Annotated in this window: 15 protein-coding genes; 6 read left to right on the forward strand and 9 right to left on the reverse strand. The window is 50.5% G+C overall.

Annotated features, from left to right (window positions below):
* Positions 1-7: 7 nt before the first annotated feature.
* Positions 8-1,330: a 2'-5' RNA ligase family protein gene (locus BOC67_RS13440; RefSeq protein ID WP_291910849.1), complete on the forward strand. Its 1,323-nt coding sequence runs from the start codon at positions 8-10 to the stop codon at positions 1,328-1,330.
* Between the two features lie 646 nt (positions 1,331-1,976).
* Here the strand turns inward: BOC67_RS13440 and BOC67_RS13445 are convergent.
* Positions 1,977-2,714 (reverse strand): Bax inhibitor-1/YccA family protein, encoded by a 738-nt coding sequence (locus tag BOC67_RS13445; protein WP_291910850.1) that lies wholly within the window; start codon positions 2,712-2,714, stop codon positions 1,977-1,979.
* A 285-nt stretch (positions 2,715-2,999) separates the two neighbouring features.
* Between BOC67_RS13445 and BOC67_RS13450 the strand changes: the two genes are divergently transcribed.
* The 3 genes from BOC67_RS13450 to BOC67_RS13460 all read left to right on the forward strand — a co-directional run bounded on the left by BOC67_RS13450 (position 3,000) and on the right by BOC67_RS13460 (position 5,994).
* Positions 3,000-4,850 (forward strand): 2-oxoacid:acceptor oxidoreductase subunit alpha, encoded by a 1,851-nt coding sequence (locus BOC67_RS13450; protein WP_291910851.1) that lies wholly within the window; start codon positions 3,000-3,002, stop codon positions 4,848-4,850.
* A gap of 166 nt (positions 4,851-5,016) precedes the next feature.
* Entirely contained in the window at positions 5,017-5,604 is a 588-nt protein-coding gene (locus BOC67_RS13455; protein ID WP_291910852.1) for a DUF6134 family protein, read from the forward strand.
* 6 nt (positions 5,605-5,610) lie between these two features.
* Positions 5,611-5,994: a hypothetical protein gene (locus tag BOC67_RS13460; RefSeq protein ID WP_291910853.1), complete on the forward strand. Its 384-nt coding sequence runs from the start codon at positions 5,611-5,613 to the stop codon at positions 5,992-5,994.
* A gap of 157 nt (positions 5,995-6,151) precedes the next feature.
* On the opposite strand, the gene BOC67_RS13465 is transcribed toward BOC67_RS13460, so the two are convergent.
* From BOC67_RS13465 to gldA, 7 genes are all read right to left on the reverse strand, one after another.
* The gene (locus BOC67_RS13465) at positions 6,152-7,348 is read right to left on the reverse strand and encodes a Gfo/Idh/MocA family oxidoreductase (protein ID WP_291910854.1); all 1,197 of its coding nucleotides are present in this window, start codon (positions 7,346-7,348) and stop codon (positions 6,152-6,154) included.
* 4 nt (positions 7,349-7,352) lie between these two features.
* Positions 7,353-8,576 carry a nucleoside permease gene (locus tag BOC67_RS13470; RefSeq protein WP_291910855.1) on the reverse strand — a complete coding sequence of 408 codons (1,224 nt, stop codon included), beginning with the start codon at positions 8,574-8,576 and terminating at the stop codon, positions 7,353-7,355.
* A gap of 126 nt (positions 8,577-8,702) precedes the next feature.
* Positions 8,703-9,350, reverse strand: coding sequence for an endonuclease III (nth, locus tag BOC67_RS13475; RefSeq protein ID WP_291910856.1), 648 nt, complete (start codon positions 9,348-9,350; stop codon positions 8,703-8,705).
* An 82-nt stretch (positions 9,351-9,432) separates the two neighbouring features.
* Entirely contained in the window at positions 9,433-9,651 is a 219-nt protein-coding gene (locus BOC67_RS13480; protein WP_291910857.1) for a hypothetical protein, read from the reverse strand.
* Positions 9,652-9,774: 123 nt separating this feature from the next.
* A complete protein-coding gene (locus BOC67_RS13485; RefSeq protein ID WP_291910858.1) occupies positions 9,775-10,089 on the reverse strand; it encodes a septum formation initiator family protein in 315 nt (104 codons plus the stop codon).
* Between the two features lie 90 nt (positions 10,090-10,179).
* The gene (gene eno, locus BOC67_RS13490) at positions 10,180-11,472 is read right to left on the reverse strand and encodes a phosphopyruvate hydratase (RefSeq protein WP_291910860.1); all 1,293 of its coding nucleotides are present in this window, start codon (positions 11,470-11,472) and stop codon (positions 10,180-10,182) included.
* Positions 11,473-11,557: 85 nt separating this feature from the next.
* Positions 11,558-12,466 (reverse strand): gliding motility-associated ABC transporter ATP-binding subunit GldA, encoded by a 909-nt coding sequence (gldA, locus tag BOC67_RS13495; RefSeq protein ID WP_291910862.1) that lies wholly within the window; start codon positions 12,464-12,466, stop codon positions 11,558-11,560.
* Between the two features lie 454 nt (positions 12,467-12,920).
* Here gldA and BOC67_RS13500 point away from each other — a divergent pair, with 454 nt between their 5' ends.
* Positions 12,921-14,615, forward strand: a complete 1,695-nt coding sequence (locus BOC67_RS13500; protein ID WP_291910864.1) for a peptidoglycan DD-metalloendopeptidase family protein — start codon at positions 12,921-12,923, stop codon at positions 14,613-14,615.
* 20 nt (positions 14,616-14,635) lie between these two features.
* Complete coding sequence (gene bcp, locus BOC67_RS13505; protein ID WP_291910865.1) at positions 14,636-15,097, forward strand: thioredoxin-dependent thiol peroxidase; 462 nt, start codon at positions 14,636-14,638, stop codon at positions 15,095-15,097.
* A gap of 74 nt (positions 15,098-15,171) precedes the next feature.
* Here the strand turns inward: bcp and BOC67_RS13510 are convergent, their stop codons facing one another.
* Entirely contained in the window at positions 15,172-16,722 is a 1,551-nt protein-coding gene (locus BOC67_RS13510; RefSeq protein WP_291910867.1) for an SUMF1/EgtB/PvdO family nonheme iron enzyme, read from the reverse strand.
* Between the last annotated feature and the right edge of the window lie 19 nt (positions 16,723-16,741).

Below are 16,741 nucleotides of genomic sequence, written 5' to 3' on the forward strand. Positions count from 1 at the left end.
AAGTAAGATGAATTTTGAGAGAAACGAACGCCCCCGCAGGCCCTACTCTTCTGATACCAACAAAGAGAATGATCCCAATAAGGAGAGAGGTGACTTCAAACCCAACTTAAACAGTGAGCGGGAGGGTGGAAAACCCGACTACAACAGCGGAGACCGCGAAAGCCGTCCGAGCTACAATGGAGACCGTGATGGCGGGTATCGCCAGCGCGATTACAATCGTGACAGTTACAACCGCGAAGGCGGTGGTGGCTACGGCCGCGGTGGCGGCGGTTACGACCGTGGAAACAGTTACAACCGGGAAGGTGGTGGCTACAATCGCGAAGGCGGTGGTGGCGGCTATCGCGATGGTGGTGGCTATAACCGTGAAGGCGGTGGAGGCTACGACCGTGGAGGCGATGGCGGTTACAATCGCGGCGGCGGTGGTTACGACCGTGGTGGTGGCTATGACCGTGGCGGCGGTGGTTACAACCGTGGCGGCGGCGGATACGACCGTGGCGGTGGATATGACCGTGGCGGCGGATACGATCGCGGCGGCGGTGGTGGATACGACCGTGGCGGCGGCGGTGGTTACAATCGCGGCGGTGGCGGCGGTGGTTATGACCGCGGCGGTGGCGGCGGTTACAATCGCGGCGGCGGTGGTGGATACGACCGTGGCGGCGGTGGTGGTTACAATCGCGGCGGTGGCGGCGGTGGTTATAATCGCGGTGGTGGCGGTGGCTACAATCGCGGTGGTGGACGCCAGAACGTTCAACGTCGTAAACCGGAACCAAAACCAGATAATAAAATCTACTTTATCGCGCTCCTGCCAACCGCAGAAGTAGGTAAAGAAATCATAAAAATCAAACAGGAATTCGCAGAGCAATACGGCCCTGTTTACGCACTGAAAGTATTACCGCACATTACCCTGCAGGTGCCTTTCACCGCTGACCCGGCCCTGGAAAAAGCCTTCTGCGATGAACTCACCGAGTTCGCGAAAACACAGGCGCCTTTCGAAGTGTCGCTCAACGGTTTCGGTACATTCCCGAACAAACAAAACCGTGTGCTCTTCATTAACGTGGAAAAGAGCGAAACCATGTCGGCTATGCACCGTCAGCTGATCAACTTCCTGCGTAAGGAATTTGGCTTCAGTACGATGCTGGCACGTACCGGGTTCACGCCGCACGTTACCGTGGCCTTCAAAGACCTGGACGACGAACAGTTCAATAAAGCATGGCCTGAATACGAAAACAAAGAGTATAAGGCTACCTTTAAAGTGAACAACCTTTACTTCCTCCGCCATAACGGCAAATCCTGGGAAGTACTGCAGAAATGCAAACTCGGCGGCGCTTAACCGGCAGCCGTCTGAAAATAATAAAGGGTCCGTACTTCCAGTGCGGACCTTTTTTTTATTGCAATAGCCCCTATTGCAAAATGGGGGTAGCGCAATCCGCCGTTACAGCCCGGCGGATCACACTACAGCATACAACTGAATATCAATATCATCATTAATACCCAGCTGATACCCAAACATGCATAGGCTACAAATACTTCCCGGCCGGAACCGGCTAACTTCGTATGTCCGTTCATGTACTTTTATTATTACGACGTCGTGATGGCGATTTACCCCTATCTGTACAGAAAAATAAACAAGTGAGGAGTGCATACAATAACCGTTTTACAGGCATCCGCCGCAGTGGGAGAGCAGCGCCGGAGTCGCTTAAGGGCCGCGTTGCGCCACTTCAGAAAAGTTGGAAAAAAAACCAAAAAAAAGAAGCCGGTAGTATAGACATACTGCCGGCTTTATGATTAACCCCTATGAAAACCAACTATTGCTCTTTGGCTATAATTGTACTATTGCTTTCTATATACCAATTTTGCAAACACGGTGCCATAAAATGATGACAGCCTGCCATTTAACAATTCTTTTGGTTCAGTTTAACAAAATAAAAAACCCGCCGGATGACCGGCGGGCGCTGTAAATACTTTATTAGAGCGACTTATCGTCTGTTTAACTTACTCAGTAAGCGGAGGATTTCCAGGTACAACCATACCAGTGTTACCATCAAACCAAAGGAGGCATACCATTCGAAATACTTAGGCGCGCCTTGTGCTACTCCCTGCTCGATCATATCAAAATCAAGGATCAGGTTCAGCGCAGCAATGGCCACCACGATCAGGCTGAACACAATGCCAAATGTACCGCTGCCGAAAATTAATGGCATATCGATGTTAAACATGCGCAGCACCATAGCTACCAGGTAAAAGATGCCAATACCCAGTGTAGCGGTGATGATGATAGATTTAAAACGCTCCGTTGCACGGATCACGCCAACGCGGTATAAGATCAGCATGGCGATAAATACGCCAAAGGTGAGTCCTACAGCCTGCATAACGATGCCATGCGATTGTGCATTGTAAACAGCTGAAACTGCGCCAAGGAATAAGCCCTCAGTCAGTGCATATGCAGGCGCCAGGTAACCGGCCCATTCTTTCTTAAAAATAATGATCAGCGCGAGTACAAAACCACCCAACGCACCGCCAATCATCAGTGGAAACGCATTGCCAGTGCCCATCGCGAACTGCCCCCAGGAAAATACGGCAGCCGCTATCAGCAACAATAGCATGAAAGACATTTTGTTAACAGTACCACGGATGGTCATGGCTTCCCCTTGCTGAGCCGCCTTGTTAAACATGCTCTCCTTCAATACAGGGTTGTTCGATTGAAATAATGCCATAGATATGAGTTTAAAATTATACCTGCCAAATTACAACTTCCACCTGATACATAACTATTCTATATATAATTTTTAGAGAAATATTAGCATTTGCCCGGGAATAACTTCTGGTTATCACCCATAACAAGAAGTAATAGCAATCAGCACTTTGGGTTATAATAGTCTACCAACTTTGTGTACTTTTGTGCCTGAAGGGCGGCAAGGCCAATTTTTGAGTGGGATTACTACCTGCCGATTGCCTAAATTTACACCCTGATAAAAGATATACCTTAAAAAGATCAATAGATGCCAAATACTTCGATTCAACAGCTGGAGGATGTAGTAATAAAATTCGCAGGCGACAGTGGCGATGGTATGCAGCTCACGGGTAGTCAGTTCTCGAACAACACTGCCCTGATAGGTAACGACCTGAGTACGTTCCCGGACTTCCCTGCTGAGATCAGAGCCCCGCAAGGAACCCTGGCAGGTGTAAGTGGATTCCAGCTCCATTTCTCCTCTAACAGAATATTCACCCCCGGCGATGCCTGCGATGTACTCGTAGCCATGAACGCCGCCGCTCTTAAAGCCAACCTGAAAGGACTGAAAAAAGGCGGTATCATCATCGCCAATACGGATGGTTTCGATTCCAAAAACCTCCGCCTCGCCAACTATCCGGAAGGCGTAAATCCCCTGGAAGACGGCTCCCTCGTCGATTATCAGCTGCACACCATGGATGTCACCAAAATGACCCGCGAAGCGCTGAAAGAATCTACCCTGGGGATGAAAGAGAAAGACCGTGCGAAAAATATGTTTGTGCTGGGCTTCCTCTACTGGCTGTACGACCGCAACATGGAAAATACCGAAAACTTCCTCCGGGAAAAATTCGGTAAAAAGCCGGAAATCCTGGAATCCAACCTGAAAGTACTCCACGCCGGCTACAACTTCGCCGATACGGTGGAGGCCTTCAGTACCCGCTACCGGGTGGAGAAAGCCCGCATGGAACCGGGTACCTACCGCAGCATCACCGGTAACACCGCCTTATCATACGGCCTCGTGGCAGCAGCCCAGAAAGCCAATCTCCCGATGTTCCTGGGTACCTATCCCATTACGCCGGCTTCTGATATCCTCCACGAGCTTAGCCGCCTTAAAAACTTTAATATCCGCACTTTCCAGGCGGAAGATGAGATTGCAGGTATCACCTCCGCCATCGGCGCGTCTTACGGCGGCCACTTTGCGGTGACTACCACCTCCGGCCCCGGCGTTGCCCTCAAAGGCGAGGCGATGGGACTGGCTGTAATGCTCGAAATTCCGCTCCTGATCGTAGATATTCAACGTGGCGGACCTTCCACTGGTCTTCCTACCAAAACGGAGCAATCCGACCTCCTGCAGGCTTATTATGGCCGTAACGGCGAGTGCCCGATGCCGGTGATTTCCGCATCTACGCCTGCCGATTGCTTCGACGCCGTATTTGAAGCCTCCCGCATTGCCCTGCAGCACATGACCCCGGTGATTTTCCTCAGCGACGGGTATATCGCCAACGGCGCAGAGCCATGGCGCTTCCCGAAAGCGGCGGACCTCCCGGAGATCCCCGTGAAATTCAAAACCGAGCTGGCAGAAGGCGAAGAACAATACCTGCCATACCACCGCGATGAGAAACTGGTACGCCCCTGGGCGCTGCCTGGTACGCCCGGACTGGAACACCGCATCGGCGGCCTGGAAAAGCAAAATATCACCGGTAACATCAGCTACGACCCTGAAAACCACCAGGTAATGGTGAAAATCAGGCAGGAAAAAGTGGACCGGATCGCTGATTACATCCCGCTGCAGAAAATTGAGATCGGACCTGAAAAAGGAAAAGTGCTGGTACTGGGCTGGGGTTCTACCTACGGCTCCATTAAGAGCGCCGTACTGGAACTGCTCGCAGAAGGCTATGAAGTAGCGCACGCACACCTGCGCCACCTCCGTCCGTTCCCGAAAAACCTGGCGGAAATCCTCCATAGCTACGATAAAGTACTGATCCCGGAAATCAACAACGGTCAGCTGATCAAGATCATCCGCGATCAATTCCTCATCGATGCGCAGGGATACAATAAGATCATGGGCGTACCTATCACGAAAAGTGAACTGGTTACCAAGATAAGGGAACTCCTCGCCTAAAGGCATCAGGAATAACACTTTAATATGATTTACAGGGCAAAGTCTGCATAAAGCAGGTTTTGCCCTTTTTATTGCGCACGATACATGGCGTTTTTTTTGTACTTTAACGATATGAAGAGTATTACAGCTACGTCTTCGACTTATTTTATGGATCAAGCGATATTTTATGAATACTTTACGCGTATTACTCTGCACCGTAATCCTAGCTGTAGTATGCTTCCCCGCGTGGGCGCAAACGAATACCTTTGAAGTGAGAATAGCCAACCACCCGGTTGGTACCATCGAAGCCAGGCAGGACGTTAATGGACATGCAAAAAGCATCGTCATTAAAACCCATATCCAGGTGATGCTTTCAAAAGTGAACAGCGATATCGTGAATGAGTACAATAACAACGTACTCACCGTGGCAAAATCAGTCAGGCAATCCGGTAAGAACGGGGACGATAAGCTGACTACCACCCGCCGGGAAGGAGGCAGCTATACCATCGTGGTAAATGGCAGGCGACAGGTGATTAACACCAACGAAATACAGCATTGCGTGGGAGATTTGTATTTTAGTGAACCTAAACATATCAACCGCACCTTCTCGGAAACCCTGGGCCAGTTCCTGCCGTTGAAACCGCTCGGCGGCGGACAGTATGAACTGCAGTTACCTGAAGGCAAAAAAAATATCTATAAGTACGATAATGGAACACTGGTGCAGGTAGAGGTAGACCATGCGCTGGGCAAAGCCATCATTGTCAAAAGTAGCTAACCTCATATGAATACGCATATCCCTGAAATTTACAGTTCGATACACTCACTGCTGGACAATTATGTACCACCACTGAAACCAAGGGCAGACGGTAAAAACAACCGGTATGATATGTATTATCCCTTTGAAGTGACACTTTTCGGCCGGAAGTACCCGGAGCTGTATTTTGGCGGGGTCGCAGCCTTTGAAAAGTACGTAGGACTATACTTCTTCCCGATATATTCCCACCCTGATGAATTTAAGGACGTGCCTCCCTCTCTGCGGCCGCTGCTGAAAGGGAAATCCTGCTTTCATATTAAAAAAGCGGAAGGGGAGGTTATGGGAGATATTAAGGCCCTCCTGGATAAAGGCTTCGCATTTTACCAATCCAAAGGACTCATTAAAAAATAAAGATAAAGTTCGCCTGTAAGCAGTAAGGGCGCGGACCCCACGGCCGCGCCCTTACTGAATTTTATACCTTTTACTCAATGGGCAATCGCCCTCACCTTTGCATATTATGCGTTCCTTTTCTCAATGATACGCCCTTACTGAATTATGTACACCGCGCCTATTCCGCAAGCGTCTTCTCAATAATCTGCCCGGTAGCCTTGTCCTTCAGGATCACTTTCCTGGCGCCGAAATGGGTCATTTCCTCCTTCACGAGATAGTACTGCTCATCGTAGTCCTGCTGGGTTTTTTCTTTCGAAATACCTTCCTTCCCGCGCCAGATTTCCAGTTGTACCGGTTCCCACTGCTTGGAAGCGGCGCTTTTGTAAGCGGCATCCAGGATGGCGTTCACTACATAACCGTCGTAGAACGTTTCCCGGGCGGCCTTCCCGTCTTCCATCGCATTAAACATATCCGTAAACATGTGGTTGTATCCCAGTTCATTGAGCTCATCGCCCACGGGGAACAGCCAGCCGCTGTTACTTTCCGCTTTTTCCGCCACATAATCCGCGCCCTTGCCGGTGGTGAACATATCGAAACCCGTGCGCAGGAAGCTGTTCAGCCAGATGGTGCCTTCCGTACCCATGACTTCATCGCGGAGATCCAGCCCGCCGCGGAATGTCCAGCTTACTTCAAACTGCCCGATAGCGCCGTTTTCATACTTCACCAGGCCAATGGCATGGTCCTCGGCATCAATGGGTTTTACCTGCGTATCCGCCCAGCACATTACTTCCACCGGCTTAATGTCCTTGCCGATGAAGCTGCGGGCAATTTCCACGCAATGGCAGCCCAGGTCCAGGATGCAACCACCGCCGGCCTGCTCCTTATCCCAGAACCATTCGCTATGCGGGCCGGGATGCGTTTCCCTGGATTTCGCCCAGAGAATACGCCCCAAAGCGCCCTGCTGCACGCTTTCCAGCGCTTTCAGGAACTTAGGGGTATATACCAGGTCTTCCAGGTAGCCATGGAAGATGCCGGCTTTTTCTACTGCTTCCAGCATACGTTTCGCCTCGGCTGCATTGCGGCCCAGGGGCTTGGTGCAGATAACGGCTTTTTTATGTTTGCAGCAAAGTTCGACTGCTGCTTCATGAAGGTTGTTGGGCAGGGAGATGCATACGACCTCCACTTCCGGGTTAGCCACTGCCTCTTCCATGGTGGTCGTCCAGTGGTTCACTTTATAATCTTCCGCAAATTTCTTCGCACTCTCTTCCCTGCGGGAATAGATGCTGACGATTTTGTCGCGGCTGCGCTGGCCTTGCAGGGAGTCTGCATAAAAGCGCCCGATGAAGCCCGAGCCGAGCATTGCTATCTTTGCCATAGTACTAGTGGTTTATTGCTGCTGAAGAATCACTACTCTTGTCTTTAAACGCGATCAGGAACAGTACGAGTACCGCCACTGCAATCCCGGCCGGGATGAGCCAGATGGCATGCCAGTCGTGGGAGTCAGGGCCTGTTCTGTATTTTTCAACGATTGGTCCGCTGAGCAGGAACCCGATCAGCATCCCTACGCCATAGGTGGCCAGTGTAACAAAGCCCTGTGCGGAGCTTTTGAATTTCTCTCCTGCCTTGCGGTCGGTATAAATCTGCCCGGTTACGAAGAAGAAATCGTAGCAGACCCCATGCAGCAGGATACCTACCAGCAGCATCCAGAGGTTGGCGTCAATATCCCCGTTGGCAAACAGCAGGTAACGGATACCCCAGGCCAGCATACCGATGCCCAGCATCCATTTCACGCCCAGGCGGCGGAAAAGGAAAGGAATGATCAGCATGAAAAGCACTTCGGACACCTGTCCCAATGATTGCTTGGCGGCGGCAGCCTCCAGGTGAATCTCATTCAGGAAGGGGTTGGTGAAATTATAATAGAATGCCAGCGGAATACAAATGAGGATGGAGGAGATAAAGAATACGCGGTAAGACGGGTCTTTCAGCATACCGATAGCGTCCAGCCCGAGGATTTCCTTTATATCGATCCGGCTGCCTTTTTTCAAAGGCGGGGTTTTGGGTAAGGTAAAGCTAAACAAGCCCAGGATCAGGGACGATACAGCAGCCATTTTGAAAGTAAGCTGCAACATATTGCTTTGTTCCCAACCCAGTTTTCCAATGATCAGCCCTGCAATGATCCAGCCTGCGGTGCCAAACACCCTGATCACGGAGAAGTCCTTGCTGGGATCGGCCATCTGCCGGAAGGAGATGGAGTTGACCAGGGCCAGCGTGGGCATGTAAAGGATCATGTAAGCGAGGATAAGGCCGTAGAACGGGCCAAAGTCCGTCATGTTACCGCAGCACCATAACAGTACCGCGCCGGCGAGGTGAATAATGCCCAGCATGATTTGCGCGGAAAAAAAGCGGTCGGCAAGGATACCCACGATAAACGGTGCAATGATGGCCCCGTACGATTGGGTGAGGAATGCAGTACTTACATTGTTGTCCGTTGTGTTCTGTAAGTTATGCAGCACAAAAGTGCCGAGTGTTACAAACCATGCGCCCCAGGTGAAAAACTCCAGGAACATCATGAATGAAAGCTGCAAACGCGTTGTTAATCTCATAACGTTTAAATCTTAAAATGTGGCTTAAGATAATAAAATCTGGATGAGAGCAGCAAAAAAATATGATAACCCGGCGGAAACCCTGCCTGTTTTAAAAGTTTTGCTGGTGGCGCGTTTGCCGGTGAGCTAGCTGGCTTTTACCAGCGTTTTGTAGTATTTGCAGGCCGGGCGAAGCGGGCATTCCCCGCACTTGGGATTGCGGGCCAGGCAGATGTAACGGCCATGCAGGATCAGCCAGTGATGGGCGATGTAGATCTTATCCTTCGGGATGTTCTTGATCAGCTGCAGTTCCGTCTGCAGGGGCGTTTTGGCATTGGTGGTAAGGCCCAGCCGGGCGCTCACCCGGAACACATGCGTATCCACGGCCATATTCGGCTGCTGGTGTACCACGGAGGTGATCACATTGGCGGTTTTACGGCCTACGCCCGGCAGCTTCACCAGTTCAGGAACGGTGCTGGGTATTTCCCCGTTAAACTCATTCATCACCATGTTGGCCATGCCGATCAGGTGCTTGGTTTTATTGTTAGGATAACTAATGCTTTTGATGAGGGGGAAAAGGTCATCAAAGGTGGCATGGCTGAGGGCCTCCATGTCCGGATATCGCTCAAATATAGCCGGGGTGGTCATATTCACCCTTTTGTCCGTACACTGGGCGGAGAGGATAACGGCAACCAGCAGTTGATAAGGATTATCGTAAATCAGTTCGGTTTCTGCATTCGGCGCATGTTTTTCGAAGTAGTTCAGCACAAATGCGTAGCGCTCTTTCTTGGTCATGCTGTAAAGATAGAGAAAAATGCATTTTCATTCCGCCTGCGGCTGGCAGGGAATCCTGGTCATAACGTGGTGGTATAAACGATTACAGCTGTTTTTCGGTAGTGCCGGCTGCGTAGTCGAAGATGAGCTGCAGGGTAGACATCCGGGGGGAGTAGCTGACCGTGTTAAGAGTAGCCTTCACATGTTCCAGGCTGGCTTCTACCTCAGTGCTGAGGCTGGGTTGTTCCTGGTTGAGATGCTGAAGGTCGCTGGCAGTAACAAGACACAGATTAGAAAGGACAGAATGTGTAAAATTACTCATGCATTACTTTTTTAATATTTAATACAGGAAATATAGTTAACAGCAATATAAACGACAGATGAGCAGAATCTATTGTTAAATTAACGTTTTTTTTTGAGATGGCCAATTGGCGGGGATCCCGGGCTATTTGGCGGGAGGGGCAGGCGTGAGGATAAAAAGGTCTTCGTTGTCCTTTTTCATGAAATACTTTTCCCGGGCGAACTTTTCCAGTTTTTCCGGGCTGGAAAGCAGCTCCTGCTGCTCTTCCTTGGTTTTCTTTATCTCGCTGATAAAGAACTCTTTCTGTGATTCCAGCTTGTTCACTTCAGATTGGAACTGGTACTGGTACATGAGGTTGGTCTTATCCAGAAAAGCGATCCATAGCAGGAACAGGCCACCCGTTACAAAGAAGAAATTCTTTAACAGGCCGGGTACTTTTATGGATTTGATTTTCTGCATACTGCAAAATACGACTTGTAGTTCAAAAATAGAACGCGGGCGACTACTTTTCAGTATGTGCCCGCGTTGAAATTATCTGGAAGTAATCGCTTACTTTTTACCAAATTTGATGGATTTGCCAGGGTAGATCGCGTTCGCGCCCAGCTGCTCTTCGATGCGGATCAGCTGATTGTATTTGGCCATACGGTCAGTACGGGAAGCGGAACCGGTTTTGATCTGACCGCAGTTCAGCGCTACCGCCAGGTCAGCGATAGTGGTGTCCTCGGTTTCACCGGAGCGGTGGCTCATGATGGAAGTGTAACCGGCTTTGTGCGCCATGTTTACCGCATCGATGGTTTCTGTTACAGTACCGATCTGGTTTACTTTGATCAGGATGCTGTTACCGATACCTTTTTCGATACCTTCTTTCAGGCGGATTACGTTGGTAACGAACAGGTCGTCCCCTACCAGCTGTACTTTATCGCCTACTGCCTGGGTCAGTTTTTTCCAGCCTTCCCAGTCATCTTCCGCCATACCGTCTTCGATGGAAACGATCGGGTATTTAGCGCACCATTCAGCCCAGTAAGCTACCATTTCATCGCTGGAGATTACTTTCTGGGAGGATTTGTAGAATTTGTAAGTTTTGTCGGCATCGTTGAACATTTCGCTGGAAGCAGCGTCCAGTGCGATGGCGATCTGTTCGCCAGGAACGTAGCCGGCAGCTTTGATCGCTTCCAGTACTGTTTCAATGGCTTCTTCGTTGCTCTGGATTTCAGGAGCGAAACCGCCTTCGTCACCTACGTTGGTGCTGTAACCTTTCTTTTTCAGCACGGATTTCAGGTGGTGGAATACTTCCACGCCCCAGCGCAGCCCTTCGGAGAAGGTAGCGGCGCCCACCGGCACGATCATGAATTCCTGGAAGTCGATTTTGTTATCAGCGTGTACGCCACCGTTGATGATGTTCATCAAAGGTACAGGCAGGGTGAAAGCGTTTACGCCACCCAGGTAGCGGTACAGCGGTTGGTTGCAAACTTCGGCAGCTGCTTTTGCTACGGCCATGCTCACAGCCAGGGTAGCGTTAGCGCCCAGTTTTGCTTTATTTGGAGTGCCATCGAGTTCGATCAGCAATTTATCAATACCAGCCTGGTCGGTTACATCCCAGCCTTCCAGTTCTGATGCAATAATTTCGTTAACGTTGTTTACCGCCTGCAGTACTCCTTTACCCATGTAAACGCTCTTATCGTTGTCGCGCAGCTCAACTGCTTCGTGTTTACCTGTAGAAGCCCCGGAAGGTACCGCTGCACGGCCAAAATGACCATCTTCAGTTGTTACGTCTACTTCAATAGTAGGATTACCACGGCTATCCAGAATTTGTCTGGCATGGATCTCTGAAATAATACTCATAGTTCGAAAATTATAAAATTGTTATATGGCTAGTACTGTAAACTATTAATAATGAGCATCTTTACATTGCAAAAACCAAGGGGGATCACTTTGTCAGGTCCCGGAATATGGTTTCCAGGCTTTGTGAATTGCTCTGCAAAGAAAGTATGTTCCGGTTATTAATCAAAGCAAATTGTAAGAGGTTTTTTCTGACCGCCTCTACTTCGGTGCTGTACAGGCGCCAGTAGTTGCCTTCCTGCGCTTCTGCCCGGCTGACGCCCGGAATGGCCAGCAGCTCCGCTGCGGTGACCGTTTCCCCGAAGCCCACTTCCAGGTAACCGTTGCCTGCGCCGGCCTGCCGCAGCGCGGCCAGCTTATCATCGGCAATGATATTGCCTTTGTTGATGATCATAACGCGGTCGCAAAGGGCTTCCACCTCCTGCATGATATGGGTAGACAGTACTACCGTTTTGTCTTGCCCCAGCGTTTTGATCAGGTTTCGGATTTCGGCCAGCTGGTTAGGGTCCAGGCCGGTGGTCGGTTCGTCGAGAATCAGGACCTCCGGATCATGGAGCAGCGCATGGGCCAGCCCTACGCGTTGCTTATAGCCGTTGGACAATGCGCCCACCTTCTTTTTGCTTTCCGGGGTTAAACCCGTCAGGTCGATCACCTCCGCTATCCGCCTGGAGGCGGCAGTTCCCAGCTGGTGTACCCCCGCCATAAATTCCAGGAATTCCTTTACATACATGTCGTAATACAGGGGATTGGACTCCGGCAGGTACCCCACCCGTTTCCGCACTTCCAGGGACTCCTTTACAATATCAAAACCGCATACCGTAGCCGTGCCGCTGGTAGGAGGCAGGTAGCCCGTGATCATTTTCATGGTAGTGGATTTTCCGGCCCCGTTCGGCCCCAGAAAACCGGTGATTTCCCCTTTTCTTAACTCGAAGGATATGGCATTCACCGCTGTTTGTTCCCCGTAAATCTTGGTGAGTGACGAAACCTTTATAGACATCAGCGTAGTTTATTGCTTTGCGGCAACTAATGTACGAAAAGCATTCAGGTTTTATTATACTCGATTAAAGTTGTTATGTAGCCCCTGAATAAGATGCTCTTATATATAGAATGCTCATCAAATGACAGCTTAAAAACATGCAATTTTTAACATAGTTTTATAGATTGGCATATCTATTGCACTTGTAGCGACACCTGTACATAAGGACACCCACTAAACCTCTAAACGCCTTACCGATGTAGTTTCTTTTTTCAACGCTACCTGTATGAAGCAGCCGTTCTCCTTCCGCCATTGGGGAACCATGACTTTGTGCGCAGGTCTGTAGTATTTATCCCTTAGGCTGCCTGGCTCACCGCCGGCAGCCTTGCCAGGTTTAACGGTAACGTATAAACGAAAATAATCTGCCTGTAAATCACTAACTTTCAGCTAGTCATTGAATAGTATATTTGCAGGTATGAAGAATGTCATAGGATTATTTTGCTTACTCCCGTATTTGTTAAATGCCCAGACGCCCGGTGCAGAAAAAAACTACCCCCAGGGATACTTCAGGAATCCCCTGAACATCCCCATCGAACTCGCCGGCAACTTTGGTGAACTGCGGCCTAACCACTTCCACTCCGGGATGGATATCAAAACACAGCAACGCGAAAACCTGCCCGTACACGCCGCGGCAGACGGTTATGTGAGCCGTGTAGGCGTATCCCACACAGGCTTCGGCAATGTGCTGTACATTACTCACCCCAACGGCTATACTACCGTATATGCCCACCTCAATACCTTCTTCCCCGCTTTACAGGCTTATGTAAAGCGCCAGCAATACCAGCAGGAAAGCTGGGCGCAGGACCTCGCTATCCCTGCCGGCAAATTCCCGGTCAGGAAGGGGGACCTCGTAGCCTATAGCGGCAACACCGGCGGCAGCGCAGGCCCGCATCTCCACTTCGAAATCAGGAACACCGCCACGGAAAAGCCTTTAAACCCGCTGCTCTTTGGCTTCAATATACCGGATACCAAAGCCCCTGACGTTTATCGCATCGCCGTGTACGACCGGGAAAAAAGTATCTATGAGCAATCGCCTAAGATAGTACTGGTCAAAAAGGTGGGTAATACCTATGTTACCACCCAGCCGGTGATCCAGGTAGCCGCCAACAAAGCGGGACTGGCCGTTGGGGCGATCGACCGGATGAACAACGTTCCCAACACCTACGGCATCTATGAGGCCACGCTGGTGCATAACGATGAGCCGGAAATAGATTTTCAGCTGGATAATATCGGGTATGAAGAAACCAGGTACCTCAATGCGCATATCGACTATAAGGTGAAAAAAGGCGGAGGGCCTTACCTGCAATTGCTGTTTTCCCTGCCGGGCAATGAACTGGATATTTACCGGGATATTAACGGGGACGGTACGGTAGACCTCTCCGATGGCGAAGTGCATCATATGCAGCTGCTGGTAAAAGACGCCTACGGGAACGCCTCTACGGTGAAATTCAACCTGCAGAAATCCGCCGCCCCGGCGCCGGAAGCTACCTGCGCCAACACCATGTACCCCGGCTCCAATAATATCTTCGAAAACAACCGGGTCGAGTTCTACCTCGATGAACAGGCCCTGTACGATAATATCTGCTTCCGCTACGCCGAAACGGCGGCTACCAGCCCTAAAGCCGTGTCCAACAACTTCCGGCTGCATACGGCCCTGGTACCGGTGCACGACTACTTTGGCGTCAGGTTGCATGCCTCCAGACCGGTGCCGGCTAACCTGGAAAGCAAGGTGGTGATGGTTCGGGAAGGAGAAGGCAGCAGCGTATCCGCCACCACCCTGGAAAATGGCTGGTATAAAGGCACTTTCCGCGACTTCGGTACCTTCCACCTGGAAATAGATACCGTGGCGCCTAAGGTAACCCCGCTGGGCATCAAACCCGGGGCTATCCTCAGCAAAGCCGGCAAGATATCCTTCGCCATGAGCGACGCTTCCGGCATCAAAAGCTACCGCGCCGAGCTGGATGGCAAATGGCTGATGTTTTCCAGGAAAGGTAACGTACTCACCTATACGTTCGACGAAAATTGCGGACCGGGCTCCCACGTGCTCGTCATGACCGTTACGGACATTGCCGGCAACGAAGGCGTCTACCGTCTCACATTTAAAAGATAAACACTCAAAATCTTATAGCAATGGCAGCATTAAAAGAAGGCGATAAAGCGCCGGTTTTCAAAGGAAAGGACCAACACGGCAAAACCGTTTCCCTCACTGATTTCAAAGGGAAAAGGGTAGTGCTGTACTTCTATCCGAAAGACATGACGCCCGGCTGTACCGCACAGGCCTGCAACCTCCGCGATAACTACAACGACCTCCTGAAAAAAGGCTACGTGGTAATAGGCGTAAGTACGGACAGCGAACAAAGCCACCAGAAATTCATTGAAAAATACGACCTGCCTTTCACCCTACTGGCGGATGAAGATCACAAGATCGTTAACCAGTACGGCGTTTGGGGCGAAAAGCAAATGATGGGCAGAACCTACGATGGTATTCACAGAACCACCTTCCTCATCAATGGCGACGGCGTGATCGACCACATCATCAAAAAACCGGATACTAAAAACCATACGGAGGAGATCCTGGAAATCTGGAAATAACGTCTGACTGTATTAAAACAAAAAATCCCGGGTACGCCCCGGGATTTTTTGTTTCTGAATTTAATTATTCTTACTTATCTCTTCTGGCGCTGTTTCTTAAACAGGTTACCAGTTTTGAACTTATTACCTTCAGGGCTACCCACGCGGTCCATTGCGCAACGGAAACCTACGGTGTTGGTGGCCATGTCTTCCTGCATGTAACGGCGCGTACCCGGAGAGAGCCAGTAAGCGCGGTCGTTCCAGCTACCGCCTTTGATCACGTGTGATTTGTCGTTGATCAGGGTGGTGATACCATAACCGTATTCCACCTGTGACAGGGAGTCGCCATCGAGGTAGTTGATCACATCCCCTTTCTGGTAGTTAAGACGGTTAGCGCTTTCTTCGTCGGTTACGTCGCGCATTTTCAGACGACCGAGGCTGTCTTTTTCCAGTTCCTTATCAGCATTCTGATACACCGTCTGGAATTTGTTACCACGGAAGTAGTTGAAGTCGTCGCCATCGATAGGGCTCAGCGGACGGTAAACGTCCAGTACCCACTCGCTTACGTTACCTGACATGTTATAGATACCAAATGTGTTCGGGAAGAAGGAGCGAACCGGGCCCGGAATGGAAGCACGGTCGTTCAAACCTCCGGCCACACCCATGTTATCACCGGAACCACGTTTGAAGTTGGCCAGGAACATACCCTGGAAGTTACCGCGGCGGATATCACGCAAGCCGCTGGTGTTGGTGCCCCAGGAGTACACCTGTTTGTTCATGATCAGCTCTTCCCCGTGTTTTCCTTCTTTCTTGGAAGGGCCGGGGTTTTGGCCGATGTAACCCAACGCCGCATATTCCCATTCAGCTTCTGTCGGGAGGCGGTAGTCGGGCAGCATGATACCATCTTCGAACTGGGCATTACGCGGGGTACCATCCGGATTTTTGAATTCCGTTTTGGTGCCTTTGGACATTTTGCCCGGGGTACCTTCGTACAGGCCGGCCATATAGGCTTTGGTGTCGAAAGTATTATCGTCTGTCTGATTGCCAATATCTGCCTTGGAGAGCAGACCTTTGTCCATCAGCAATTTTTCGTTTACGCGGTTGGAACGCCATTTACAGTAGTCGGTAGCCTGTTTCCAGTTTACGCCCACCACCGGGTAATCATTGTAGGCAGGGTGGCGGAAGTAGTATTCTACCAGCGGCTCGTTGTAAGCCAGCTCGCTACGCCATACCAGGGTATCCGGCAAAGCCTGGCGGTAAACATCCGGGAACGACTCCCCGTACACACGGGAAAGCCAGAAGAGGTACTCGCGGTAGTGTACGTTCGCTACCTCAGATTCGTCGATGTAAAAGGAGGATACTGTAATACGACGTGGAATGTTGTTCCAGTCGCCCATTACGTCCTGCTCGGTGGCGCCCATGGCAAAGGTACCGCCTTGTACAAACACGAGGCCAGGACCTGTTTGTTGGTTTTTATTCTTAGCCACTGCGAAACCTCCCATTTTAGGGTCGTTGTAGTTCCAGCCGGTGGCAGAAGATGTTTCTTTCTTTTTGCCGAAAAGTCCCCCGCCGTCCTTACGACAGGCAGTCATGGATAGCATTACGCTGGTACCTACGAGCAATGACAAAGAGGTTAATCTACGCATGTGATACAGCTTTAGTCGA

Source organism: Chitinophaga sp. CB10 (assembly GCA_001870995.2).
Lineage (GTDB): Bacteria > Bacteroidota > Bacteroidia > Chitinophagales > Chitinophagaceae > Chitinophaga.